Origin of the sequence: Zestomonas insulae, assembly GCF_016901015.1 — a bacterium.
GTDB classification, from domain to species: domain Bacteria; phylum Pseudomonadota; class Gammaproteobacteria; order Pseudomonadales; family Pseudomonadaceae; genus Aquipseudomonas; species Aquipseudomonas insulae.
On record NZ_JAFEUP010000001.1, the window covers coordinates 927,528 to 951,378 of the forward strand.

22 protein-coding genes are annotated in these 23,851 nt (G+C 65.3%); 4 read left to right on the top strand and 18 right to left on the bottom strand.

Annotated elements, in window-relative coordinates; translation table 11 throughout:
• Nucleotides 1-4: 4 nt before the first annotated feature.
• The 4 genes from tadA to guaB all read right to left on the bottom strand — a co-directional run bounded on the left by tadA (nt 5) and on the right by guaB (nt 5,172).
• Nucleotides 5-481, bottom strand: coding sequence for a tRNA adenosine(34) deaminase TadA (gene tadA / locus JQX08_RS04465; RefSeq protein WP_204915045.1), 477 nt, complete (start codon nt 479-481; stop codon nt 5-7).
• Nucleotides 482-543: 62 nt separating this feature from the next.
• Nucleotides 544-1,911 carry a multicopper oxidase family protein gene (locus JQX08_RS04470; protein WP_204915046.1) on the bottom strand — a complete coding sequence of 456 codons (1,368 nt, stop codon included), beginning with the start codon at nt 1,909-1,911 and terminating at the stop codon, nt 544-546.
• Nucleotides 1,912-2,041: 130 nt separating this feature from the next.
• Nucleotides 2,042-3,622, bottom strand: a complete 1,581-nt coding sequence (gene guaA / locus JQX08_RS04475) for a glutamine-hydrolyzing GMP synthase (RefSeq protein WP_204915047.1) — start codon at nt 3,620-3,622, stop codon at nt 2,042-2,044.
• 80 nt (nt 3,623-3,702) lie between these two features.
• Complete coding sequence (gene guaB / locus JQX08_RS04480; RefSeq protein WP_204915048.1) at nt 3,703-5,172, bottom strand: IMP dehydrogenase; 1,470 nt, start codon at nt 5,170-5,172, stop codon at nt 3,703-3,705.
• 175 nt (nt 5,173-5,347) lie between these two features.
• Between guaB and JQX08_RS04485 the strand changes: the two genes are divergently transcribed.
• The 4 genes from JQX08_RS04485 (at nt 5,348) to leuA (ending at nt 9,898) form a co-directional block, all read left to right on the top strand.
• On the top strand, nt 5,348-5,713 hold the full coding sequence (locus tag JQX08_RS04485) for a YggL 50S ribosome-binding family protein (RefSeq protein WP_204915049.1): 366 nt from the start codon (nt 5,348-5,350) through the stop codon (nt 5,711-5,713).
• A 14-nt stretch (nt 5,714-5,727) separates the two neighbouring features.
• The gene (gene xseA / locus JQX08_RS04490; RefSeq protein WP_204915050.1) at nt 5,728-7,107 is read left to right on the top strand and encodes an exodeoxyribonuclease VII large subunit; all 1,380 of its coding nucleotides are present in this window, start codon (nt 5,728-5,730) and stop codon (nt 7,105-7,107) included.
• A gap of 7 nt (nt 7,108-7,114) precedes the next feature.
• Nucleotides 7,115-7,933, top strand: coding sequence for a M23 family metallopeptidase (locus JQX08_RS04495; protein WP_204915051.1), 819 nt, complete (start codon nt 7,115-7,117; stop codon nt 7,931-7,933).
• 294 nt (nt 7,934-8,227) lie between these two features.
• Nucleotides 8,228-9,898: a 2-isopropylmalate synthase gene (gene leuA / locus JQX08_RS04500; protein WP_204915052.1), complete on the top strand. Its 1,671-nt coding sequence runs from the start codon at nt 8,228-8,230 to the stop codon at nt 9,896-9,898.
• A 74-nt stretch (nt 9,899-9,972) separates the two neighbouring features.
• Here leuA and JQX08_RS04505 read toward each other — a convergent pair whose 3' ends face one another.
• From JQX08_RS04505 to hscA, 14 genes are all read right to left on the bottom strand, one after another.
• Nucleotides 9,973-10,758, bottom strand: coding sequence for an amidohydrolase (locus JQX08_RS04505; protein WP_204915053.1), 786 nt, complete (start codon nt 10,756-10,758; stop codon nt 9,973-9,975).
• A 49-nt stretch (nt 10,759-10,807) separates the two neighbouring features.
• Nucleotides 10,808-11,956, bottom strand: coding sequence for a pyridoxal phosphate-dependent aminotransferase (locus tag JQX08_RS04510; RefSeq protein WP_204915054.1), 1,149 nt, complete (start codon nt 11,954-11,956; stop codon nt 10,808-10,810).
• 129 nt (nt 11,957-12,085) lie between these two features.
• Nucleotides 12,086-13,570 carry a ribosome biogenesis GTPase Der gene (gene der, locus JQX08_RS04515; protein WP_204915055.1) on the bottom strand — a complete coding sequence of 495 codons (1,485 nt, stop codon included), beginning with the start codon at nt 13,568-13,570 and terminating at the stop codon, nt 12,086-12,088.
• A 78-nt stretch (nt 13,571-13,648) separates the two neighbouring features.
• Nucleotides 13,649-14,800 carry an outer membrane protein assembly factor BamB gene (gene bamB, locus JQX08_RS04520; RefSeq protein WP_204915332.1) on the bottom strand — a complete coding sequence of 384 codons (1,152 nt, stop codon included), beginning with the start codon at nt 14,798-14,800 and terminating at the stop codon, nt 13,649-13,651.
• Nucleotides 14,793-15,434: a YfgM family protein gene (locus JQX08_RS04525; RefSeq protein WP_346727576.1), complete on the bottom strand. Its 642-nt coding sequence runs from the start codon at nt 15,432-15,434 to the stop codon at nt 14,793-14,795. The genes bamB and JQX08_RS04525 overlap by 8 nt, the downstream gene beginning before the upstream one ends.
• A 31-nt stretch (nt 15,435-15,465) precedes the next feature.
• A complete protein-coding gene (gene hisS, locus JQX08_RS04530) occupies nt 15,466-16,746 on the bottom strand; it encodes a histidine--tRNA ligase (protein ID WP_204915057.1) in 1,281 nt (426 codons plus the stop codon).
• A gap of 19 nt (nt 16,747-16,765) precedes the next feature.
• Nucleotides 16,766-17,878, bottom strand: coding sequence for a flavodoxin-dependent (E)-4-hydroxy-3-methylbut-2-enyl-diphosphate synthase (gene ispG, locus JQX08_RS04535; protein WP_204915058.1), 1,113 nt, complete (start codon nt 17,876-17,878; stop codon nt 16,766-16,768).
• Nucleotides 17,879-17,881: 3 nt separating this feature from the next.
• Nucleotides 17,882-18,937: a RodZ domain-containing protein gene (locus tag JQX08_RS04540; RefSeq protein WP_204915059.1), complete on the bottom strand. Its 1,056-nt coding sequence runs from the start codon at nt 18,935-18,937 to the stop codon at nt 17,882-17,884.
• Nucleotides 18,937-19,695 carry a type IV pilus biogenesis/stability protein PilW gene (gene pilW / locus JQX08_RS04545; protein ID WP_204915060.1) on the bottom strand — a complete coding sequence of 253 codons (759 nt, stop codon included), beginning with the start codon at nt 19,693-19,695 and terminating at the stop codon, nt 18,937-18,939. The genes JQX08_RS04540 and pilW overlap by 1 nt, the downstream gene beginning before the upstream one ends.
• 13 nt (nt 19,696-19,708) lie before the next feature.
• Nucleotides 19,709-20,857 (bottom strand): dual-specificity RNA methyltransferase RlmN, encoded by a 1,149-nt coding sequence (gene rlmN, locus JQX08_RS04550; protein WP_204915061.1) that lies wholly within the window; start codon nt 20,855-20,857, stop codon nt 19,709-19,711.
• Nucleotides 20,858-20,880: 23 nt separating this feature from the next.
• Entirely contained in the window at nt 20,881-21,312 is a 432-nt protein-coding gene (gene ndk / locus JQX08_RS04555) for a nucleoside-diphosphate kinase (RefSeq protein WP_090442892.1), read from the bottom strand.
• 103 nt (nt 21,313-21,415) lie between these two features.
• Nucleotides 21,416-21,616 (bottom strand): Fe-S cluster assembly protein IscX, encoded by a 201-nt coding sequence (gene iscX / locus JQX08_RS04560; RefSeq protein ID WP_204915062.1) that lies wholly within the window; start codon nt 21,614-21,616, stop codon nt 21,416-21,418.
• A 24-nt stretch (nt 21,617-21,640) separates the two neighbouring features.
• Nucleotides 21,641-21,979 (bottom strand): ISC system 2Fe-2S type ferredoxin, encoded by a 339-nt coding sequence (fdx, locus tag JQX08_RS04565; RefSeq protein WP_204915063.1) that lies wholly within the window; start codon nt 21,977-21,979, stop codon nt 21,641-21,643.
• Between the two features lie 6 nt (nt 21,980-21,985).
• Nucleotides 21,986-23,851: a Fe-S protein assembly chaperone HscA gene (hscA, locus tag JQX08_RS04570; RefSeq protein ID WP_204915064.1), complete on the bottom strand. Its 1,866-nt coding sequence runs from the start codon at nt 23,849-23,851 to the stop codon at nt 21,986-21,988.

Below are 23,851 nucleotides of genomic sequence, written 5' to 3' on the forward strand. Positions count from 1 at the left end.
CGCACTAAGCGCGACGCGCCTTGAAGAAGGCGCTGAGCATCGTCCCGCACTCCTCCGCCAGCAGCCCACCCTCGATCAGCACACGATGATTGAGGAAGGCCTGCTCGAAGAACTGCCCGCGACTGACCGCCACCCCAGCCTTCGGCTCGGTGGTGCCGTACACCACGCGCTGCACCCGCGCATGCACGATCAGCCCGGCGCACATGCTGCACGGTTCCAGGGTGACGTAGAGGGTGCTGCCGGGCAGCCGGTAGTTGTCCAGACTGGCTGCCGCCGCGCGAATCGCGACCATCTCGGCATGCGCACTGGGGTCGCGCCGCGAGATCGGGCAGTTGAAGCCGCGCCCGACGATCTGCCCGCCCTGCACCAGCACCGCACCCACCGGCACTTCGCCGAGTGCCGCGCCTTCGCGGGCCAGCTCCAGCGCCTCGCGCATGAAGCGCTCGTCCTGGCTGCGGTCGATGATCTGGATTCTGCTCATTGCGGCTACTCAGTGAAAAATGCCCGGGGCGGCTGGCTTCGCCCCAATGCGTCTACAACGCATCATACGACCGCGATCGCGGCCATCAGGCCGGTTTCCATGTGGTCGATGACGTGGCAGTGGAACATCCACACCCCGGGATTATCCGCCACCAGGGCGATGCGCGCGGTTTCGTTCTTGCCCAGCAGGTAGGTGTCGGTGAAGTACGGAATGATCGCCTTGCGATCCGAGCTGAGCACCTTGAATGCCATGCCGTGCAAATGGATCGGGTGCTGGTACTGCGCCATGTTGCGCAGCTCGAAGATGTAGTGGCCGTTCTTCTTCAGCGTGGCGATCGGCCGGTCGGCGCAGCTCTTGTCGTTGATGTCCCAGGCCTGGCCATTGATCTGCCAGTACTTGTAGTGGCCGCCCTGCTCGACGTTGTCGACCAGCATCGCCGCCCACTCGAAGCGAAAGCTCAGGGTCTCGGCGATGCTCAAGTCGGGCTCGGCCACCGGGTTGGCCGGCAACGCGGCCGGCCAGTCACCCGCCGGCTCGCTGGAGGCGACGCTCTTCAGCGTGGCGAGACGCACCGGGCCATTGCGCAGCGACAGCTCCTGGCCGGCCGCCGGCACTTTGATTGCCAGGCAGATGCGCATGCCCGGACCCAGCCAGTATTCCTTGCCGAGCGGCCGCGGCTCGACCGGGTGGCCGTCCAGCGCGTAGATGCGCACGTCGCCGCCAGGCAGGTTGAGGCGGTAGGTCACTGTGTTGTCGAGGTTGAACAGGCGCAGACGCACCACCTGCCCGGCCGGCAATTCAAGGGTCGGTGTAGGCTGGGCGTTGATCGTGGTCAACCGCCCGCGGGTGCCCTCGCGCGCCGCCTCGCGCGGCACGCTGAAATCGGTGAAGGCGCCTTGGGCGTCGACATGCCAGGTCTTCAGGCTCAGCGAGCGCTCATGGCGGAAACCGCTCGGCTCGCGCTCCTCGACCACCAGCGGGCCGACCAGGCCGCGGCCGAGCTGCGTGCTGCTGGACTGGTGCGGGTGATACCAGAAGCTGCCGGCATCCTCGGTCTTGAACACATAGTCGAAGTATTCGCCGGGCAGCACCGGCAGCTGTGACACATAGGGCACACCGTCCATTTCCAGTGGCAGGCGGATGCCGTGCCAGTGGATGGTGGTCGGTTCGCTGAGCTTGTTGATGAAGCGCACGCGCAGCCAATCACCCTGCCGTGAGCGCAACTCGACGCCCGGCGCCTGGCCGTTGTAGCCCCAGGCCGGGGTGATATGCCCGGGCACCAGCTCCAGGTCGAACGGTGCGGCGATCAGTTCGTAGTCATGGCTGGCCGCGCTGCTGCGCCCCAGCCAGTAGCGCACGCCACCGGCGCCCAAGCCGACCACACCGAGGCCAACCAGGCCGCCGAGCACTTGCCTGCGGGTAAACGCCATATTCTGTTCCGAGGATGAGTCAGCAGAGATGAGAGATCTTCTCACTTAACGCCAATCCAGGCGAGCCGACAGAACGCCGCACCCGCCCGATAAACGACAAGGGCAGCCGTGGCTGCCCTTGTCGCTCAGATCATTCCCACTCGATGGTCGCCGGCGGTTTGCTCGACACGTCGTAGGTGACGCGCGAGATGCCTTCGATCTCGTTGATGATCCGCCCGCTGACCACTTCCAGCAGCTCGTAGGGCAGGTGCGCCCAGCGCGCAGTCATGAAGTCGATGGTTTCCACCGCACGCAGGGCGACGACCCAGGCGTAGCGGCGACCGTCACCGACCACACCAACCGACTTCACCGGCTGGAACACCACGAAAGCCTGGCTGACCTTGTGGTACCAGTCGGCCTTGCGCAGCTCTTCGATGAAGATATGGTCGGCACGGCGCAGCAGGTCGGCGTACTCCTTCTTCACTTCGCCGAGGATGCGCACGCCCAGGCCCGGGCCCGGGAACGGGTGGCGGTAGACCATGTCGTAGGGCAGGCCGAGCTCCAGACCGAGCTTGCGCACCTCGTCCTTGAACAGCTCACGCAGCGGCTCGACCAGTTGCAGGTTCATCTCTTCCGGCAGGCCGCCAACGTTGTGGTGCGACTTGATCACGTGGGCCTTGCCGCTCTTGGCGCCGGCCGACTCGATCACGTCCGGGTAGATGGTGCCCTGGGCGAGGAACTTGATGTTGTGCAGCTTGCTGGCTTCGGCGTCGAACACGTCGATAAAGGTGCGGCCGATGATCTTGCGCTTCTTCTCCGGGTCCGCCTCGCCTTCGAGGTTGCCGAGGAACTGCGCTTCGGCGTCGGCGCGGATCACCTTGACGCCCATGTTCTCGGCGAACATGGCCATTACCTGATCGCCTTCACGATGGCGCAGCAGGCCGTTGTCGACGAACACGCAGGTCAGCTGGTCGCCAATCGCACGGTGCAGCAGCGCGGCGACCACCGAGGAATCGACGCCGCCGGACAGACCGAGCAGCACGTTGTCGCTACCGACCTGGGCGCGCACCTGGGCGATGGCGTCTTCGACGATGTTCGACGGCGTCCACAACGCTTCGCAGCCACAGATATCGAGGATGAAGCGCGACAGGATGCGCCCACCCTGCTTGGTGTGGGTGACTTCCGGGTGGAACTGCACGCCGTAGTAGCCACGTGCATCGTCGGCCATCGCGGCGATCGGGCAGCTCGGGGTGCTGGCGAGGATATGGAAGCCTGGGGCCAGGGTAGTGACCTTGTCACCGTGGCTCATCCATACATCGAGGCCAAGCACGCCATCGGCGTCGACATGGTCCTCGATACCGTCGAGCAGACGCGACTTGCCGACCACGTCGACGCGCGCGTAGCCGAATTCACGCAGGCTCGAGCCTTCGACCTTGCCACCGAGCTGCTCGGACATGGTCTGCATGCCGTAGCAGATACCGAACAACGGCACGCCGAGGTCGAACACCGCCTGCGGCGCGCGCGGGCTGTTGGCCTCATGCACCGACTCCGGGCCACCGGCGAGGATGATGCCGCGCGGGGCGAAGGCACGGATATCCTCGTCGCTCATGTCGAACGGGTGCAGCTCGCAGTACACCCCGATCTCGCGCACGCGGCGGGCGATCAGCTGGGTGTACTGGGAACCGAAGTCGAGGATCAGGATGCGGTGGGCGTGAATGTCTGGATGGGCCATGACCGTCTCTCGTAGCGGAATTCACAAATGACGCGGGGCTGAATCAAACAGCCCCGTGTCTTCATTACTGCGTTCTGGAATCAACCGACGCGATAGTTCGGCGCTTCCTTGGTGATCTGCACGTCATGCACATGGGACTCGGCCATGCCGGCACCGGTGATGCGCACGAACTCCGGCTTGCTGCGCATTTCGTCGATGGTGGCGCAGCCGGTGTAGCCCATCGATGCGCGCAGACCGCCCATCAGCTGGTGGACGATGGCGCTCATCGCGCCCTTGTACGGCACGCGGCCTTCGATGCCTTCCGGGACCAGTTTCTCGGCACCGGCCGAGGAATCCTGGAAGTAGCGATCGGACGAGCCTTGCGCCTGGGCCATTGCACCGAGCGAACCCATCCCACGGTAGGCCTTGTACGAACGGCCCTGGAACAGCTCGACCTCGCCCGGCGCCTCTTCGGTACCGGCCAGCATCGAGCCGATCATCACCGCATAGGCTCCGGCGGCAACGGCCTTGGCCAGGTCGCCGGAGAAGCGGATGCCACCGTCGGCGATCAGCGGCACGTCGGTGCCGGCCAGCGCGGCGGCGACGTTGGAGACTGCGGAAATCTGCGGCACGCCGACGCCGGCGACGATCCGCGTGGTGCAGATCGAGCCCGGGCCGATACCGACCTTGACGCCGTCGGCGCCGGCTTCGACCAACGCGCGGGCGGCGTCGCCGGTGGCGATGTTGCCGCCGATCACCTGCACTTCCGGGAAGTTCTGCTTGACCCAGCGCACGCGGTCGATGACGCCCTGCGAGTGGCCGTGGGCGGTATCGACGATGATCACGTCAACCCCGGCGGCGACCAGCGCGGTGACCCGCTCGCCGGTATCGGCGCCGGTGCCGACGGCCGCACCGACGCGCAGGCGACCCTGGTCGTCCTTGCTGGCCAGCGGGTAGGCCTTGGCTTTCTCGATGTCGTTGACGGTCATCATGCCCTTGAGGGCGAAGGCTTCGTCGACGATCAGTACGCGCTCGATGCGGTGCTTGTGCAGCAGCTCGCGCACGGTGTTCTTGTCAGCGCCTTCATTGACCGTGACCAGACGCTCTTTCGGCGTCATCACGTCGCGGACGCGGGCGTCCAGGCGGTTTTCGAAGCGGATGTCACGGGAGGTGACGATACCGACCAGGTCGCCCTCGAACAGCACCGGCACGCCGGAGATGTTGTGCTGACGGGTCAATTCGAACAGGTCGCGCACCGACGCGTCGGCATCGATGGTGATCGGGTCCTTGACCACGCCGGCCTCGAACTTCTTGACCTTGCGCACCTCGGCAGCCTGCTGCTCGATGGTCATGTTCTTGTGGATGATGCCGATGCCGCCTTCCTGGGCCATGGCGATCGCCAGGCGGGCTTCGGTCACGGTATCCATCGCCGCGGAGACCAGCGGGAGGTTCAGGGTGATGCCACGAGTCAGCTGGGTTTTGAGACTGACGTCCTTGGGCAGAACGTTGGAATAACCAGGAATAAGGAGGACATCGTCGAAAGTCAGAGCTTCTTGGCTGATACGCAGCATGGCGGGGCTCCCGTGCGGGAAAATAAGAAGCGCGGCATTATACCCAGCCACCCCCTCGCGCTCAACGAGCAGGGCCATTATTCGCGCGGCAGCGCAAAGCGATGGCGGCCGGCGCGCCCGGCGGGAATAATGGCGGGCCCCGGCAGACCCTGCCGCCCCTTCCCGGAGACGCCCCATGAGCACCCCCAACGTCAGCGAAGAACGCCTGCGCCGCATGAAGCCTCGCCTGCGCAAGAAGCTCTACCTCGGCGAATTCCAGGAGTACGCCTTCGAACTCAAGGCGACCTTCAAGAACGCGCTCGACGAGCAGGCCCTGGACGACTTCCTTGACGCCTACATCGACGTCGTCGAAGCCCGCCAGCTGTGCTTCATCGGTGGTTTCGATCCGGAATGGCTGGACGGCACCCTGGTAGCCGACAAGCGCTACAGCTCGCCGAGCGACGAAGACCGCAAGGCAATCGCCGACTGGCTGCAAGCCCGCGCCGAAATCGCCAGCGTGGAAACCAGCGAGCTGTTCGACGCCCACTACGGCTGGGAATGACCGGCAGGCTGAGCATGCACAACGACCCGTTCGCCCGTCTTGGGCTCGACCGCGATGTGCTTAGCGTCAGCCAGCTGAACGGCCGCGCGCGCCTGCTGCTGGAGGACGTGTTTGCCCAGGTCTGGGTGGAAGGCGAGATCTCCAATCTGGCGCGCCCCGCCTCCGGGCACGTCTACTTCACCCTCAAGGATGCCCAGGCGCAGGTCCGCTGCGCGCTGTTCCGCCAGCACGCCACACGCGTGCGCCAGGCCCTGAAAGACGGCCTGGCGGTGCGCGTGCGCGGCAAGGTCTCGCTGTTCGAGGGGCGCGGCGACTACCAGCTAATCCTCGACAACGTCGAGCCGGCCGGTGACGGCGCACTGCGCCTGGCCTTCGAAGCGCTGAAGGAAAAACTCACCGGCGAAGGGCTATTCGCCAGCGAACGCAAACGCCCGCTGCCGCCCCATCCGCAGCGCATCGGCATCGTCAGCTCGCCGAGTGGCGCGGTGATCCGCGACATCATCAGCGTGTTCCGCCGCCGTGCGCCGCAGGTGCGCCTGACCCTGATCCCCACGGCCGTGCAGGGCCGCGACGCCACCGCGCAGATCGTCCGCGCTCTGCAACTGGCCGATCGTGGCGGCTTCGACGCGCTGATCCTGGCGCGCGGCGGCGGCTCGCTGGAGGACCTCTGGTGCTTCAACGAGGAAGCCGTGGCGCGTGCCGTGGCCGCCTGCCAGACACCGATCGCCAGCGCCGTCGGCCACGAGACCGATGTGTCGATCAGCGATTTCGTCGCCGACGTCCGCGCGCCGACGCCCTCCGCCGCCGCCGAACTGCTGGCGCCCGACAGCAGCGACTTGCAGCTGCGCCTGGACAGCCTGCGTCGCCGCCTGCTGCTGCGCATGCGCGACCAGCTGGCCCGCGCGCGCCTGCGCCTGGACGGCACCACGCGACGCCTGCGCCACCCCGGCGAACGCCTGCGCCAGCACGCGCAGCGCCTCGACGACCTCGACCTGCGCCTGCGCCGCGCCTTCCAGCAACGCCTGAGTGCACGCCACGACCAACTCGGCCGCCTCGACGCGCGCCTTACCGCGCAGCACCCCGGACGCTTGCTCAGCCTGTTGCGCCAGCGCCTCGACAGCCTCGCTGAGCGCTTGCCGCGCGCCGCGCGCCTGCAGTTGCGCCAGCAGCGGCAGCGTTTGGAAGGCCTCGCCCAGACCCTGCATGTGGTCAGCCCGCTGGCCACGCTCGGCCGCGGCTACAGCATTCTCCTCGACGAACGCGGCCAGGCGATCCGCCGCGCCGCACAGACCCAACCCGGGCAGAAGCTCAGCGCCCGCCTCGGTGAAGGCGAACTGACCGTGCGCGTGGAAGACAACCACCTGACCCCGGTGACCCTGTCACTGCTGGACTAACCCCACGATGCGCCTGCTCCTCACCCTACTGCTGTGCCTCGCCCTCCCCGCCCATGCCGAGGGCTTTCTCAGCCGCCTGCTGAACAAGCCGGTGCCGGGCGGCGGCGCGGTGATCGACCTGGGCGACGCGGGCGCGGCGCCACAGGCACGCTTTCAGGGCAAGCCGGTGCTGGTGGTGAAGGAGGACGGCCGTCGCTGGATCGCCGTGGTCGGCCTGCCGTTGACGCTCAAGCCTGGCCGTCAGACGCTCGACGCGGCCGGTCGCCAGTTCGTCTTCACGGTCGGCAGCAAGCGCTACGCCGAACAACGCATCACCCTGAAGAACAAGCAACAGGTCAACCCGAGCCCGGCCAACCTGGCGCGCATCGAGCGCGAACTGGCCGAGCAGACACGCGCCTACCGCAGCTTCAGCGTTGGCACGCCGAGCAACCTGCTGCTCGACAAGCCGGTCAACGGCCCGCTGTCCAGCCGCTTCGGCGTGCGCCGCTTCTTCAACGGCGAGGAACGCAACCCGCACGCCGGCCTCGATTTCGCGGTACCGGCCGGCACCCCGGTGAAGGCGCCGGCGGCGGGCAAGGTGATCCTCATCGGCGACTACTTCTTCAATGGCCGCACGGTGTTCCTCGACCACGGCCAGGGCTTCATCAGCATGTTCTGCCACCTGTCCAAGGTAGAAGTGCGCCTCGGCCAGCAACTGCCGCGCGGCGCCGTGCTCGGCCGGGTCGGCGCCACCGGCCGCGCCACCGGACCGCACATGCACTGGAACATCAGCCTCAACGATGCGCGGGTCGATCCGACGATCTTTATTGGTGCGTTCGAGCCGTAGCCCGCGGTAAGAAAGCCTTAAAAACCACTCGCCTAGCGCAACAATTTCCCGCACATAAAGCCGTAGATCCCGCAACCATCTCGCGCCTTTATCCATAAGGCGCTAGAAATCACCAATTTTATCTCAATGCTTGCCATGTTCAGCCCGGATGAATAGGGTTGGACCATGCACATCTCGCCTATCGCATTTCTTCTGCGCCAACACACTTGCCTGAAATTGGTCAGCCCACGACTGCGTGGCTGAACGCCAACGCCGCTGACCAATCGCCACGCACGTAGATTAAGGATTCCCCTCATGAGCATGTTGAACGAGCCTTCGACCAAGTACCGCGCCTTCCCTGCCATCAACTTGCCGGACCGCACCTGGCCGTCGAAGACCATCACCGAAGTGCCGATCTGGTGCAGCTCCGACCTGCGCGACGGCAACCAGTCGCTGATCGAGCCGATGGATGCCGAGAAGAAGATGCGCTTCTTCAAGACCTTGGTGAAAGTCGGCCTGAAGGAAATCGAAGTGGCGTTCCCGTCCGCTTCGGACACCGATTTCAACTTCGTCCGCGAGCTGATCGAGGGCAATCACATTCCGGATGACGTCACCATCCAAGTGCTGACCCAGGCACGTGACGACCTTATCACCCGCACCTTCGAATCGCTGAAGGGCGCGAAGAAAGCCATCGTGCACGTCTACAACGCCACCGCGCCGTCGTTCCGCCGCATCGTCTTCAACCAGGACAAGCAGGGCGTGGTGGATATTGCGGTGAATGCCGCCAAGCTGATCAAGAAGCTTGCCGCACAGCAGCCGGATACCGACTGGACCTTCCAGTATTCGCCGGAGATCTTCACCTCCACCGAGCTGGAATTCGCCGTGCACGTCTGCGATGCGGTGCTGAATGTCTGGCAGCCGACCCCGCAGAAGAAGGTCATTCTCAACCTGCCGGCCACCGTGGAAGTCGCCACGCCGAACATCTACGCCGACCAGATCGAATGGTTCGGTCGCCATATCAGCCGTCGCGACAGCGTGGTCATCAGCCTGCACACCCACAACGACCGCGGCACCGGCGTGGCCGCCACCGAACTGGGCCTGATGGCCGGCGCCGACCGCGTCGAAGGCTGCCTGTTCGGCAACGGCGAGCGCACTGGCAACGTCGACCTGGTGACCCTGGCACTGAACATGTACACCCAGGGCCTGCATCCGGGTCTGGACTTCTCCGACATCGACGGCGTGCGCAAGGTCGTCGAAGAGTGCAACCAGCTGCCAGTGCATCCGCGCCACCCGTACGTCGGCGATCTGGTGCACACCGCCTTCTCCGGCTCGCACCAGGACGCGATCCGCAAGGGCTTCGCCCAGCAGAAGGACGGCGCGGTCTGGGAAGTGCCGTACCTGCCGATCGACCCGGCCGACATCGGTCGCAGCTACGAGGCGGTGATCCGCGTCAACAGCCAGTCCGGCAAGGGCGGCATCACCTTCCTGCTCGAGCAGGAATACGGCATCAGCCTGCCGCGCCGCACGCAGATCGAGTTCAGCCAGGTGGTGCAGGGCGAGACCGATCGCCTCGGCCTGGAAATGACCGCCAAGCAGATCTACAGCCTGCTGGAGAACGAGTACCTCAAGGCCACCGCCCCCTACGCCCTTAAAGGCCATCGCCTGCAGGAAGAGAACGGCACCAGCGCGGTCGACATCGAAGTCAGCGTGCGCGGTGAAACCCAGCACTGGCGCGGTATCGGCAATGGCCCGCTGGAAGCCCTGGTGGCCAGCCTGCCGGAAAAAGTCGAGATCATGGACTACTCCGAACACGCCATCGGCTCCGGCACCACTGCCAAGGCGGCTGCCTACATCGAGCTGCGCGTCAATGGCGGTCGTGCCCTGCACGGCATCGGCATCGACGAGAACCTGACCACGGCGAGTTTCCGCGCCCTGTTCAGCGCCCTCAACCGCGCCATCAGCCAGGCCGCCGCACAAGCCGCGTAACCTGTCACTGAAAACGAGAACGCCGGGCACTGCCCGGCGTTTTCGTTTGTAAGCGCGAGCGCTGCTCGCAAAGCCTAGGGTTTCAGTTCGAAGCCGTCGGCATCCAGATGCGCCGGAAAACGCTCACGGTACGCCGACAGCGCTGCCGCCGCGAGGCGCACGCGGAACACCCCGTCGCCCGCCCCTGCGTTGAGCAACGTCTCGCCCTGGAAATCCAGCACCTGGCTGTCGCCACTGTAGGGATGGCCCTTGCCATCGCTGCCGACCCGGTTCACCGCCGCCACGTAGCAGAGGTTCTCGATCGCCCTTGCCGGCAGCAGGCGGTTCCAGTGGTGGCGCCGCGCGGCCGGCCAGTTGGCGGTGTAGAGCAACAGATCGGTGTCGTGCGGGTCGCGACTCCAGACCGGAAAGCGCAGGTCATAGCAGACCAGCGGCCGCACGCGCCAGCCGTTGACCTCAAGGAGTACCTGGCGCTCGCCGGGCGTGTAGTGCTTGTGCTCGCCGGCCATGCGAAACAGGTGGCGCTTGTCGTAATGCAGCATCTCGCCGTCCGGCCGCGCCCACAGCAGGCGGTTGCGGTGGCTGCCGTCGGCGGCCTGGATGATCACGCTGCCGGCCACCACGGCACCGAGACGCCGCGCCTGTTCGCGCAGCCAGGCGTAGCTCGGCCCCTCCTCCGGCTCGGCGAGGGCCGCCGAATCCATGGAGAAGCCGGTGGTGAACATCTCCGGCAGGACGATCAGGTCGGCGCCGCGAGCCTGTTCGAGCAGGGCCTGGAAATGCGCCTGGTTGGCGGCGGGGTCGTGCCAGGCTAGGGTGGTCTGCACCAGCGCCAGCTCGAGGTCGGGTTTATCGCTCATCTCGACTCACTCATCGTCGGGTGAAGTTCATTGCCCACGCTACGCGTCCTTACACCGCACAGAGCTTCTCGGCCGCCTGGCGCAGGGTGTCCTCGCGCTTGGCGAAGCAGAAGCGCACCAAGCGCAGGTCCTGCGGCGCGTCCTGATAGAAGACTGACACCGGAATCGCCGCCACGCCATGCTCGCGGGTCAGCCACTCGGCCATCGCCACGTCGTCGAGGTCCGGGCGGATCGCCGAGTAATCGACCAGCTGGAAGTAGGTGCCGGCCGCGCGGGTGAAGCGGAAGCGCGAACCAACCAGCAGGTCGCAGAACAGGTCACGCTTGGCCTGGTAGAAGCCTGGCAGCTGGGTAATGTGCTCGGGATGCTCGACCATGAAGTCGGCCAGCGCGCACTGCAGCGGCGTCACCCCGCAGAAGGTCACGTACTGGTGGATCTTGCGCAGCTCCGCGGTGAGCGCCGGCGGCGCCACCACGTAGCCGGTCTTCCAGCCGGTGACGTGGTAGGTCTTGCCGAACGAGCTGACCACGAACGCGCGCTGATACAGCTCGTCATGGGCCAGCACGCTGGCGTGCTGCACGCCGTCGAACACCAGGTGCTCGTAGACCTCGTCGCTGATCAGGTGGATGTCACGATCGCGGATCAGCGCGGCCAGGCGGTCGAGATCCGCGCGCGACAGCAAGGCACCACTGGGATTATGCGGCGAGTTGATGAAGATCAGCCGGGTGCGCGGGGTGATGGCGTCGGCGAGGCGCTGCCAGTCGACGGCGAAATCCGGCAGCGCCAGCGGCACGTGCACGCAGCGCCCGCCCGCCAGCTCCACGGAGGGCTCGTAGCTGTCGTAGCACGGGTCAAGAACGATGGCCTCGTCGCCGGGATGAATCAGCGCCTGCACCGCGCAGAAGATCGCCTCGGTGGCGCCCGGCACGATGGTCACTTCGCTGTCGGCATCGGCGGCACGGCCGTACAAGGCCAGGACCTTCGCGGCCACCTGCTGACGCAGTGCCGGCAAACCGCTCATCGGCGCGTACTGGTTGTGGCCGGCAGCGATATGCCGGGCAACGGCCTCGCGCAGCGGCGCCGGGCTGTCGAAGTCGGGGAATCCCTGGGACAGGTTGAGCGCGCCGGTTTCCGCGGCGAGCTGGGACATGCGGGTAAAGATGGTAGTGCCGACCTTCGGCAACTTGCTGGCGAGCATACGGCGCTCCTGCTGACTGACGCGAGCGGCGAGGATAGCCGATAGGCGGCGGGCCGGGCAGTCGCCGCGCATATGAAAAAGGCGCAGAAGCTTATGCCTCTGCGCCTTTCTCCCCACTCAGCGCGGCAATCAGCGTTTCTTGTCGCGACGCTTCTTCTCGGCCTTCTTGTGGTGACTCATCAGCCGGCGCTTCTTGTTCACCTGGCGATCGGTGAGGGTGTTCTTCTTGCCCTCGTAGGGGTTCTCGCCGCCCTTGTACTCGATGCGGATCGGCGTACCGACCAGCTTCAGCACACGGCGGAAGGTGTTCTCCAGGTACCGCGAGTAAGAACGCGGCACCGCTTCGACCTGGTTGCCGTGGATCACGATCAGCGGCGGGTTGGCACCACCGAGGTGGGCGTAGCGCAGCTTGATGCGGCGACCGTTGACCAGCGGCGGCTGGTGCTCCTGCACCGCGTCCTCGAGAATCTTGGTTAGGCGGCTGGTCGGCCAGCGGGTCACCGCCGAACGGAACGACTCCTGCACCGACTTGTACAGATGGCCAACACCAGTGCCGTGCAGTGCGGAGATGAAGTGGATGTCGGCGAAGTCGACGAACATCAGCCGCCGCTCCAGCTCGGTCTTCACATAGTCCTTCTCGCCCTGCTCCATGCCGTCCCACTTGTTCAGGGCGATGACCAGCGCACGACCGGTTTCCAGCACGAAGCCAAGCAGGTTGAGGTCATGCTCGACCACACCTTCGCGGGCGTCCATGACGAACACCACCACGTTGGCGTCCTGGATCGCCTGCAGGGTTTTCACCACCGAGAACTTTTCCACCGCCTCGAAGATCTTGCCGCGGCGACGCACGCCGGCGGTGTCGATCAGCGTGTACTTTTCCTCGTTGCGCTCGAACGGGATGTAGATGCTGTCCCGGGTAGTGCCGGCCTGGTCATAGACGATCACCCGCTCCTCGCCGAGCATGCGGTTGACCAGGGTCGACTTGCCGACGTTGGGCCGGCCGATGATGGCGATCTTGATGCCGTCCTTCTCGCTCGGGCCGGGGATGCGCTTGGCTTCCTCGCCCTCGGCCACGGCTTCGCCGCCCGCCTCGTCACCCTCGCCTTCGACTTCCGCGTCGTCCTTGGGGAAGATCCCCAGCGAGGCTTCGAGCAGGGCGTTGATGCCGCGACCATGTGCGGCGGCGATCGGGAAGGCGTCGCCGAGGCCCATCGGGCTGAATTCCGCGCGGGCGATATCTGGATCGACGGTGTCGACCTTGTTGGCGACCAGGAAGCTGCGCTTGTTGCGCTTGCGCAGGTGCTCGCCAATCATCTGGTCGGCGGCGGTCAGGCCGGCGCGCGCATCGACCATGAACAGCACGGCGTCCGCTTCTTCGATGGCCTGCAGCGACTGCTCGGCCATCTTCGCGTCGATGCCCTCTTCGTCGCCGGAAATACCGCCGGTGTCGATGACGATGTAGGTGCGGCCCTGCCAGGTGGCCTCGCCGTACTGACGGTCACGGGTCAGACCGGCATATTCGGCGACGATGGCATTACGGGTCTTGGTCAGCCGATTGAACAGCGTTGACTTGCCCACATTGGGACGGCCCACCAGGGCGATTACCGGAACCATGAGGCTCCTCCAGACGATTTCAGAAAACACAACGGCCGCTGCCGTGGAACGGCAGCGGCCGGACACATAGAACTCAGCTTAGCGGATGGTCAGTGCGACCAGCTTGCCGCCGTTGCCGTACGCATACAGCCAGTCGCCCACCACCAGCGGACGGGCACGCAGGCCGTCGCTGTCGATGCGCTCGCGCGCCACGAAGCGACCGTCCACCTGGCTCAGCAGGTGCAGATAGCCTTCCAGATCACCGACCGCCACGTAGCTGGAGAACACCGTCGGTGCCGACAGCTGGCGACGGGCCAGGGCGTCGTTGCTCCACAGTGCCGAGGACGAGCGCTCGTCGATGCTTTCGACGGTGCCGCTGGCTTCGCTGACGAAGACGTTACCCAGGCCTTCATCGACGCCGACGTAGCTCGACGCTTCGCGCTGCCAGAGGATGCGCCCGCTGTCGAGGTCCAGACCGGCGACGCGGCCCTGGTAGGTGGTGACGTAGATGGTGTTGCCGGACAGGTGCAGGCCGCCGTCGATGTCGACGATGCGGTCCAGCTCGGAACGGCCTTGCGGCACGGCCACGCGCTGCTCCCACACCGGCAGACCGCGCTGGGTATCCAGGGCGATGACCTTGCCGGTGGACAGGCCGGCGATTGCCAGGCGGCTGGTCACCAGCGGCGCGCCGGTGCCGCGCAGGGTCAGCACCGCCGGGGTGTTGTCGAACACCCAGCGCTGCTGGCCGGTGGACGCTTCCAAGGCGATGACGCGGTCGTCCTGGGTCTGCACGATGACCACGTCGCCATTGCTGACCGGCGGTGCCAGCACTTCGCTGGTCACTCGGGCGCGCCATTTCTCGTCGCCGGATGCGGCATCGAGGGCAATCACTTCACCACGCAGGGTGCCGACCAGCACCAGGCCTTCGCCGGCGCCGACTGCACCGGAGACGTCGACCTCGAGATCCTTGTCCCACAGCACGTCGCCGGTCAGGCGGTTCATCGCCTTGACTTCACCGTTGACGTCGGCGGCGAAGATACTGTCGCCGTCGACCGCCGGCACCAGCATGTTGTAGGTGTCGCCCTGACCGTCACCAATCGAACGGCTCCACTGAGTTTCCAGCTGGACCTCTTCGGTGAAATCCGGGAGCTCGGCCGGTGGCAGTTCCTTCTTGCTCGTGCTGCTGCAACCCGCCGCGAGGGCGGTAAGAGCCAGCAGTGCCGCATATTTCCAGCGCATCACGTTACGCATCCCCTTTGGCCAGGTCATCGAGCTTCATTTGCAGAGCGCCGACCGCCGCGTCGTCGGACAGCGCAGCTTTGGCTTTTTCGTAGGCGGCACGGGCATCGGCGCCACGGCCAAGCTTGACCAGCAGGTCGCCACGCAGCTCGGCACGGCTGGCGGCAAATGCCGCAGCGCCTTCGCCGTCGAGCAGATTGAGGCCTTCCTCGACCTTGCCCTGAGCCGACAGCACACGGGCCAGGCGCTGGCGCGCCAACTCGCCGACGGTGTCATCGGCTGGCTTGGCCACCACCGCCTGCAGCTCGCTGACCGCATCGTCGAGCTTGCCGGTATCGACCGCGACCTTGGCGACGAACAGGCGGCCGTACTGCGCGTACTCGCTGCCGGCGTATTCGCTGTTCAGCTTGCCTGCCAGTTCACTGACTTTCGCCGCATCGGGCTGGCCGGATGGGGTGAAGATGGTTTCCAGCAGTTGCTGGTAGACAATCGAGGCCCCCTGGGCCTGATTGGTCTGGTACTTCTGCCAGGACTGCCAGCCGAACACCGCTACCAGCGCCAAGGCACCACCGGTCAGCAGCGGCTTACCATTGCGCTGCCACCAGTCCTGGATCATCGCCAGCTGTTCATCTTCGGTATGCGACACCCCAATACTCCTTTCAGTCATGCCTCGCCTGTTACAGGCGGGTCGCCAGATGCTCGGACAGGGCCGCCCAGGCGATCTCTTGTTGTTCCCCCTGCCCACGCAGGGGTTTGAAACCTATCACTTGCCGGGCCAACTCGTCTTCACCCAAAACCAGGGCGAACAACGCACCGTTCTTGTCGGCCTTCTTCAATTGCGTCTTGAAGTTGCCACCGCCGGCGTTGACCTGCAGGCGCAAGCTCGGCTGTTGGTCGCGCAGACGCTCGGCGAGACGCAGGCCTTCCAGCTCGGCCGCCTCACCCAGTGCACAGAGGTACACATCGACCTGGCGGGAAATTTCTGCCGGGACCAGCTCCAGGGTCTCGAGCAGCAGGATCAGCCGCTCGATGCCCATGGCGAAGCCGACGCCGGTAGTGGGCTTGCCGCCCATCTGCTCGACCAGCCCGTCGTAGCGCCCACCGGCACACACCGTGCCCTGCGCGCCGAGCTTGTCGGTGACCCACTCGAACACCGTCTTGCTGTAGTAATCGAGGCCGCGTACCAGCTTGGGATTGACCACGTAGCGGATACCCAAGGCATCCAGACGCGCCTTGAGGCCGTCAAAGTGCTCGCGCGACTCATCGTCGAGGTAGTCGCCGAGTTTCGGCGCGTCGACCAGCAGCGCCTGCGTCTGCGGCACCTTGCTGTCGAGAATGCGCAGCGGATTGCTGCCGAGACGGCGCTGGCTGTCTTCATCGAGCTGCTCGCGGCGCGCCGACAGGTAGTCGACCAGCGCATCGCGGTAGCGCGCCCGCGCCTCGGTGGTACCCAGGCTGTTGAGTTCCAGGGTCACCGCGTCGCGCAAACCGAGCTGCTGCCACAGGCGCCAGGTCAGGGCGATCAGCTCGGCATCGATGTCCGGACCGGCCAGGTTGAAGACTTCCACGCCGATCTGGTGGAACTGCCGGTAGCGCCCCTTCTGCGGACGCTCGTAACGGAACATCGGGCCGATGTACCAGAGTTTCTGCACCTGGCCGTTGTTCGACAGGCCATGCTCGAGCACGGCACGCACGCAGCTCGCGGTGCCTTCCGGGCGCAGCGTCAGGGAGTCGCCGTTACGGTCGTCGAAGGTGTACATCTCCTTCTCGACAATGTCAGTGACTTCGCCGATCGAGCGCTTGAACAGCTCGGTGACTTCGACCATCGGCATGCGAATCTGCCGGTAACCGTAGCCGTCGAGCAGGCTCGCCACGGTGCCTTCGAAATAGCGCCAGAGCGGGCTCTGCTCCGGCAGGATGTCGTTCATGCCACGAATGGCTTGCAAAGACTTGCTCACAAGAAATCCTTAAAAATGCTCAGCCGCGGGCAATCAGTGCCGCATCGGCGGCAGCCTTTTCGGCTGCTTTCTCGCGGATCAGGCGTTCCAGCTCGTCCACCAGATTGTCGTTGGTCAGTTTCTGCGCCGGCTTGCCGTCGATGTAGATCAGGTTGTTCGGCGTGCCGCCGGTGAGGCCGATATGCGCCTCTTTCGCTTCGCCCGGGCCGTTGACCACGCAGCCGATCACGGCGACGTCCAGCGGGACCAGCAGGTCCTCGAGACGGCCTTCCAGCTCGTTCATGGTCTTCACCACGTCGAAGTTCTGCCGCGAGCAGCTCGGGCAGGCAATGAAGTTGATGCCGCGCGAGCGCAGGTGCAGCGACTTGAGGATGTCGTAACCGACCTTGACCTCCTCCACCGGATCGGCCGCCAGCGAGATACGGATGGTGTCGCCGATCCCTTCGGCGAGCAGCATGCCGAGGCCGACGGCGGACTTCACCGTGCCCGAACGCAGGCCACCGGCTTCGGTGATGCCCAAGTGCAGCGGCTGTTCGATCTGCTTGGCCAGCAGGCGGTAGGCTTCCACGGCCATGAACACGTCGGAGGCCTTCACGCTGACCTTGAAATCGGGGAAGTTCAGGCGGTCCAGATGCTCGACATGGCGCAGCGCGGACTCCACCAGCGCTGCAGGGGTCGGCTCGCCGTATTTCTTCTGCAGGTCCTTCTCCAGCGAGCCGGCGTTGACGCCGATGCGGATCGGGATGCCCTTGTCGCGGGCCGCCTCGACCACCGCACGGACACGGTCTTCGCGGCCGATGTTGCCCGGGTTGATGCGCAGGCAATCGACGCCCAGCTCGGCGACCCGCAGGGCGATCTGGTAGTCGAAGTGGATGTCCGCCACCAGTGGCACCTGCACCTGCTGCTTGATCTTGCCGAAGGCCTCGGCAGCGTCCATGTCCGGCACCGAGACCCGCACGATGTCGCAGCCGGCTTCTTCCAGGCGGCGAATCTGCGCCACGGTGGCGGCCACATCGCAGGTATCGGTGTTGGTCATGCTCTGCACCGCGATGGGTGCATCGCCACCCACGGCGACCGAGCCGACCCAGATTTTGCGCGACAGGCGGCGTTTGATGGGTGATTCACCGTGCATGACTTATTGCCCCAATTTCAGGCGGGCGGTCTCGCCACTGACGAAAGGTTTCACGTCCACCGGCTGGCCGTTGTAGCTGACCTGAGCGCCACGGGCGAAGCCGAGGCGCAGCTCCAGCGGCGCCTTGCCGGCCAGCTCGATGCTGTTGCCCGAGCGCTTCAGCCCGCTGACCAGCACCTTGCCGGTGGCGTCGGTGATCTGAATCCAGCAGTCGGCGCTGAACTCGAGGCGCACCACGCCTTCGCCGGCGGCAGCCACCACCGGTGCGTTCACCGACGGAGCGGCAGCCGGAGCCGCTGCCACCGCCGCGGCAGGCGGGACAACAGGAGCCACGGCATTCGCGGCCGGTGCAGTAGGTGCGGGCACGGCGGCTGGAGCCGGCGCGCTGGCCACGGGCGCGGCCGGCGCCGCACTTTCGGGTGCCAGCACGCTGCCAGAGGCCGGTGCCGAGGCTACGGCGCCCTCGCCTTCCGGCTGAGCGGCGACTTCCGGGGACACTTCGGCCAGCGGCGCCTGACTTTCTTCCTGCGCCTCAATGACCGCCTGATCTTCCGGCTCGTCGAGCGGATGGATCTGCGTGGTGCCGTCGGCGCTTTCCACCTCGACGTGCTCCATGTTCACTCCGACGGATTCACTGAGGCGCTCACCGCCCTGATCCTGCCACCAGAGGAAGCCGACACCGGCCAGACCGACCAGTAGGGCGAAACTGACCAGACGCAGCACGCTCTGCGACAGGCGCACCGGCTGCTCGATATGCGCCAGGCCATGCACCGCACTGCCGGTGGCATCGGTTCCGGTGTACTGGTCGAACTCCTGGACCACCGCATCGGCATCCAGGCCCAGCAGCTTGGCGTAGGTACGCAGGTAGCCGCGAGCGAAGGTGTGCCCGGGCAGCTTGTCGAAATCACCGGCCTCGAGCTGACCCAGGCGCTGCGAGGTGAGGTTGAGCTGCGCCGCCACTTCGGCGGGATTCCAGCCCTTGGCTTCGCGCGCCTTGCGCAGGGTCTCGCCCGGGTTGCTGCGGATCGTGGCTACAGATTCGGGATGCGCCGCTTTCATCATTGCTCCGACAGGTATTGCTTGTATTCCGGCGTACCGGGATAGAGTCGCTTGAGTTGCAGGCCGAGGCTGGCCGCCTTGTCGCGATCCTCGAAGACGGTGGCCAGGCGCGCGCCGAGCAGCAGGCTTTCGGCATTCTGCTCACTGACCTGGCTGAACTGGTCGTAGTAATGGCGCGCAGGCACGTAGTGCTTCTGGTCGAAGGACATCTGCGCCAGGGCCAGCAGCGCTCGCGGCTGGCGCTTGTTGAGACGCACGGCGCGCTCGAAGTACTTCTGCGCCTGAGCCTTGTCGTTCAGCTTGAGTGCGGTCAGCCCGAGGTTTTCGAAGACCCGCGAACGCTCGGGGTAGAGGTTGTCCTGGGCCGCCTGCTGGTAACGTTCGTAGGCGTCCTGATAGCGACCCTGCTCAAAGAGGAAGCTGCCGTAGTTGTTCAGGTAGCGCGGGTCCTTGCTGTTCTGCGCCAGCGCCTTGCGAAAGTGCTGATCCGCCAGCTCGGGCTCCATCTCGGCCTGGAACACCAGGGCCAGGGCGACGTTGGCGTTACCACTCGAGGGGTCCAGCTCCAGGGCCTTCTTCAGCGGCACCTTGGCGCGCTCGGTAGCGCCCTGCTGCAGGTAGCCGATGCCCAGCTGAATGTAGGCATCTCGCGCGGCATCACGCCCCTTGTCGGTCTTCATCGGATCGGAACTGCCGCTGCTCACGCAGCCGGCCAACACACTGAACAGCAACAGAAACAGCGCGGGGCGAAAGCTCATGAACATCCTCTCTTCAGGTTCGAGTCGCGGCGGTGCCCGGCGCATCCGCCTCGGCATTCAACTGACGCACCGCGATATAGCGCTCGCTCCGTCGCGTGCGGTCCGCCACCTGACCGACCAGCTGACCACAGGCGGCATCGATGTCATCGCCGCGGGTAGTGCGCACGGTGACGTTGAAGCCGGCATGATGCAGCAGATCCTGGAAGCGGCGGATGGCGTTGTTGCTCGGTCGCTCATATCCCGAGTGAGGGAAGGGATTAAAAGGGATCAGGTTGATTTTGCAAGGGAAATTCTTGAGCAAAACGGTCAGCTGCTCAGCATGCTCGGGTTGATCGTTAACGTCCTTGAGCAGCGTGTACTCAACGGTGAGAAAACGCTTGTCGCCGAGCCGTGCGATGTAGCGATGGCAGGCGTCGAGCACCACGGCCAACGGGTACTTCTTGTTGATCGGCACCAGTTGGTTGCGCAGCTCGTCATTCGGTGCGTGCAACGACAGGGCCAGGGCCACATCGGTGACCTCGCCGAGCTTGTCGATCATCGGCGCCACGCCGGAGGTAGAGAGCGTCACCTTGCGCTTGGAAATGCCATAGCCAAGGTCATCCATCATCAGCGTCATGGCCGCGACGACGTTATCGAAGTTCAGCAGCGGCTCGCCCATCCCCATCATCACCACGTTGGTGATGGCGCGGTCGGCCTTGGCCGGGACGGTGCCGAAAGATTTGTTGGCGATCCACACCTGGCCGATGATCTCGGCGCTGGTCAGGTCGCTATTGAAGCCTTGTTTGCCGGTCGAGCAGAAGCTGCAATCCAGCGCGCAGCCGGCTTGCGATGAGACACACAGGGTGCCACGACCGTTCTGCGGGATGTACACGGTCTCGACACAGCTACCGGACGCCACGCGCACCACCCATTTGCGGGTGCCATCGCTGGAGATGTCCTGGCTGACGACTTCCGGACCGCGAATCTCGGCACAGGCCTTGAGCTTTTCGCGCAAGGCCTTGCCGACATTGCTCATGGCGTCGAAATCATCGACGCCAAAATGGTGAATCCACTTCATCAACTGACCGGCACGGAAACGCTTCTCCCCGATGGACTCGAAGAAGGTTTCCATTTGCGCTTGGGTCAGGCCCAAGAGATTGGTTTTGCCGGTCGTTGCAGTCATGGCTTCATCCCCGCGAATTCGCCTCAGCGAATGCGCGCGCACACCTCGGTGGCAGCGAAGAAGTAGGCGATTTCGCGAGCCGCGGAGGCCTCGGAGTCGGAACCGTGGACGGCGTTTTCGTCGATGGAAACGGCGAAGTCAGCACGGATGGTGCCGGCAGCGGCTTCTTTCGGGTTGGTGGCGCCCATCAGCTCGCGGTTTTTCAGGACGGCGTCTTCGCCTTCCAGCACCTGAACGATGACCGGACCAGAGGTCATGAACGCGACCAGGTCCTTGAAGAAGCCACGCTCGCTGTGCTCAGCGTAGAAACCAGCGGCTTCGCGCTCGGACAGCTGGACCATTTTCGAAGCGACAACGCGCAGGCCGGCTTTTTCGAAACGGGTGGTGATCTCGCCGATAACGTTTTTAGCGACGGCATCCGGCTTGATGATGGAGAAAGTGCGTTGAACAGCCATGGGAAAACTCCAGAAACGAGGATTAAAGCGAAAAATTAAACCCGCGAATTATACGCGGGTTACGGTTAAAAGCGTAGGGTCGCGCCAGCCGGCGCCGCCAGGGTTACTGGGCTTCTTCGATCCAGGCCGCCTGGATAGCCTCGAGGACCTTCTCGCCGCCGCGCTGCGGGTCATCGGCGAAGTCCGGCAGGGCCAGCACCCAGGCGTGCAGGTCGACAAAATTGACGTAGCGCGGGTCGACATCCGCCTTGGTATCCGCCAGTTCGATGGCGATATCCAGCACGTCGGTCCATTTCAGGCTCATGATTCAGCTCCGCCCAGTTCGCGATCAGTGCCCTTCGGACACCTGGTTGATGGTGTATTTGGGGATCTCGACCACCAGGTCCGCCTGCGCGACCACTGCCTGGCAGGACAGCCGCGAGTTGGCCTCCAAGCCCCAGGCCTTGTCGAGCATGTCGTCTTCCAGCTCGTCGGACGCCTCCAGCGAATTGAACCCCTCGCGAATCACCACGTGGCAGGTGGTGCAGGCACAGGACTTCTCGCAGGCGTGCTCGATGTCGATGCCACTGCGCAACGCGGCATCCAGAACGGTTTCGCCGGCTTGCGCCTCGATCACCGCCCCCTCAGGGCAGTGCTCGGCATGGGGCAGAATAATGATCTGCGGCATCTTCGGTTATTCCTCGAGTTCGTTGAGTCGACGCCCGGACAGCGCCGCCTTGACGGTGGCGTCCATCCGGCGCGCAGCAAAGGCGTCGGTAATCTGGGTCAGGCGCTTGACCTGCAATTCGATGGCGTGGACATCACTGCCGGCCGCCAGGGCCCGCAGCTCATCCATGCAGGCAAGGATGGCGATACGCTCATCGTCGCTGAGCAGGCGCTCGCCGTCGGCGTCCAGCGCCGATTGCACCGCCTCGAGCAGGCGCTCGGCATCGACCTGCTGCTCGCGCAGGACCCGGGCGACCTTGTCGCCGCTGGCGTGCTGGAAGGAGTCCTGCAGCATGCGCGCGATCTCGCCATCGGTCAGACCGTAGGACGGCTTGACCTGAATGCTCGCCTCGACGCCCGAGCCGAGCTCGCGCGCCGCCACGCCAAGCAGACCGTCGGCATCGACCTGGAAGGTCACGCGGATCTTCGCCGAGCCAGCCACCATCGGTGGAATGCCGCGCAGCTCGAAGCGCGCCAGCGAGCGGCAGTCACTGACCAGCTCGCGCTCGCCCTGCAGGACGTGAATCATCATCGCGGTCTGGCCGTCTTTGTAGGTGGTGAAGTCCTGCGCACGCGCCACCGGAATGGTGGTGTTGCGCGGGATAACCTTCTCCATCAAACCACCCATGGTCTCCAGCCCCAGCGACAACGGAATCACGTCGAGCAGCAGCAGCTCGTCGCCGGCTTCGCGCTTGTTGCCGGCCAGAGTATCGGCCTGGATCGCCGCACCGATGGCGACCACCTGATCGGGATCGATATCGGTCAGCGGCTGACGACCGAACAACCCACCGACCGCCGCGCGAACACGCGGCACCCGAGTGGAACCGCCTACCATCACGACCGCCTCGACCTCCTCCAGCTCGATACCAGCATCGCGCACCGCACGACGACAGGCCTTGAGGCTGCGCGCCACCATCGGTTCGATCAGCGCTTCGAAGGTCGCACGGCTCAGCTCACCCTGCCAGCCGGCGTGGGCGACGGCCACGACCTCAGCGCTGGTCAAGGCCTCCTTGGCAGCGCAGGCAGCCTGCAGCAAGCTGCGTTGAGTGGCCGGATCGAGGTCGGTGGACAACCCCGCTTGCGCGACGATCCAGCCGGCAATGGCATGATCGAAATCATCACCACCCAGGGCGCTGTCGCCACCGGTGGCCAGCACTTCGAACACCCCACGACTGAGGCGCAGGATGGAAATATCGAAGGTACCGCCGCCCAGATCGTAGATCGCCACCACGCCTTCGGCTTGCTGATCGAGGCCATAGGCCACCGCGGCGGCGGTTGGCTCATTGAGCAGGCGCAGCACATTGAGGCCGGCCAGGCGCGCGGCATCCTTGGTCGCCTGGCGCTGCGCATCGTCGAAATAGGCCGGCACGGTGATCACCGCCCCGACCAGCTCGCCACCGAGGGTCGCCTCGGCGCGCTCGCGCAGCGCCTTGAGAATCTCGGCCGACACCTCGACCGGGCTCTTGGCGCCCTGCACGGTGTCGATGAACGGCATGTGCGACTCGCCGCCGACGAAGTGATAGGGCAGCTGCTCGCCGAGTTGCTTGACATCTTCCAGACCGCGACCCATGAAGCGCTTGACCGACAGCACGGTGTTGAACGGATCGATGGCGGCAGCGGCCTTGGCGGCCTGCCCGACTTCGATCCAATCGGCGTGGTAACGCACTGCCGAGGGCAGGATCACCTGACCCTGGGCATCCGCCAGCGGCTCGGAGAGGCCGCTGCGCACCGCGGCGACCAGCGAGTTGGTGGTGCCCAGGTCGATACCGACGGCCAGACGACGCTGGTGGGGCTGGGGACTTTGGCCGGGCTCGGCGATCTGCAATAGGGCCAT

What these genes read in the sequence shown, in the direction of transcription:
- ndk (WP_090442892.1), bottom strand. Translation starts at nt 21,312, where the DNA reads ATGGCTGTTCAACGCACTTTCTCCATCATCAAGCCGGATGCCGTCGCT.
- JQX08_RS04505 (WP_204915053.1), bottom strand. Translation starts at nt 10,758, where the DNA reads ATGAGCGATAAACCCGACCTCGAGCTGGCGCTGGTGCAGACCACCCTA.
- iscX (WP_204915062.1), bottom strand. Translation starts at nt 21,616, where the DNA reads ATGAGCCTGAAATGGACCGACGTGCTGGATATCGCCATCGAACTGGCG.
- bamB (WP_204915332.1), bottom strand. Translation starts at nt 14,800, where the DNA reads ATGCGTAACGTGATGCGCTGGAAATATGCGGCACTGCTGGCTCTTACC.
- JQX08_RS04510 (WP_204915054.1), bottom strand. Translation starts at nt 11,956, where the DNA reads ATGCTCGCCAGCAAGTTGCCGAAGGTCGGCACTACCATCTTTACCCGC.
- JQX08_RS04540 (WP_204915059.1), bottom strand. Translation starts at nt 18,937, where the DNA reads ATGAAAGCGGCGCATCCCGAATCTGTAGCCACGATCCGCAGCAACCCG.
- guaA (WP_204915047.1), bottom strand. Translation starts at nt 3,622, where the DNA reads ATGGCCCATCCAGACATTCACGCCCACCGCATCCTGATCCTCGACTTC.
- hscA (WP_204915064.1), bottom strand. Translation starts at nt 23,851, where the DNA reads ATGGCCCTATTGCAGATCGCCGAGCCCGGCCAAAGTCCCCAGCCCCAC.
- fdx (WP_204915063.1), bottom strand. Translation starts at nt 21,979, where the DNA reads ATGCCGCAGATCATTATTCTGCCCCATGCCGAGCACTGCCCTGAGGGG.
- JQX08_RS04485 (WP_204915049.1), top strand. Translation starts at nt 5,348, where the DNA reads ATGAGCACCCCCAACGTCAGCGAAGAACGCCTGCGCCGCATGAAGCCT.
- rlmN (WP_204915061.1), bottom strand. Translation starts at nt 20,857, where the DNA reads ATGACTGCAACGACCGGCAAAACCAATCTCTTGGGCCTGACCCAAGCG.
- JQX08_RS04495 (WP_204915051.1), top strand. Translation starts at nt 7,115, where the DNA reads ATGCGCCTGCTCCTCACCCTACTGCTGTGCCTCGCCCTCCCCGCCCAT.
- guaB (WP_204915048.1), bottom strand. Translation starts at nt 5,172, where the DNA reads ATGCTGCGTATCAGCCAAGAAGCTCTGACTTTCGACGATGTCCTCCTT.
- der (WP_204915055.1), bottom strand. Translation starts at nt 13,570, where the DNA reads ATGGTTCCGGTAATCGCCCTGGTGGGCCGTCCCAATGTGGGCAAGTCA.
- leuA (WP_204915052.1), top strand. Translation starts at nt 8,228, where the DNA reads ATGAGCATGTTGAACGAGCCTTCGACCAAGTACCGCGCCTTCCCTGCC.
- xseA (WP_204915050.1), top strand. Translation starts at nt 5,728, where the DNA reads ATGCACAACGACCCGTTCGCCCGTCTTGGGCTCGACCGCGATGTGCTT.
- ispG (WP_204915058.1), bottom strand. Translation starts at nt 17,878, where the DNA reads ATGCACGGTGAATCACCCATCAAACGCCGCCTGTCGCGCAAAATCTGG.
- tadA (WP_204915045.1), bottom strand. Translation starts at nt 481, where the DNA reads ATGAGCAGAATCCAGATCATCGACCGCAGCCAGGACGAGCGCTTCATG.
- JQX08_RS04470 (WP_204915046.1), bottom strand. Translation starts at nt 1,911, where the DNA reads ATGGCGTTTACCCGCAGGCAAGTGCTCGGCGGCCTGGTTGGCCTCGGT.
- pilW (WP_204915060.1), bottom strand. Translation starts at nt 19,695, where the DNA reads ATGAGCTTTCGCCCCGCGCTGTTTCTGTTGCTGTTCAGTGTGTTGGCC.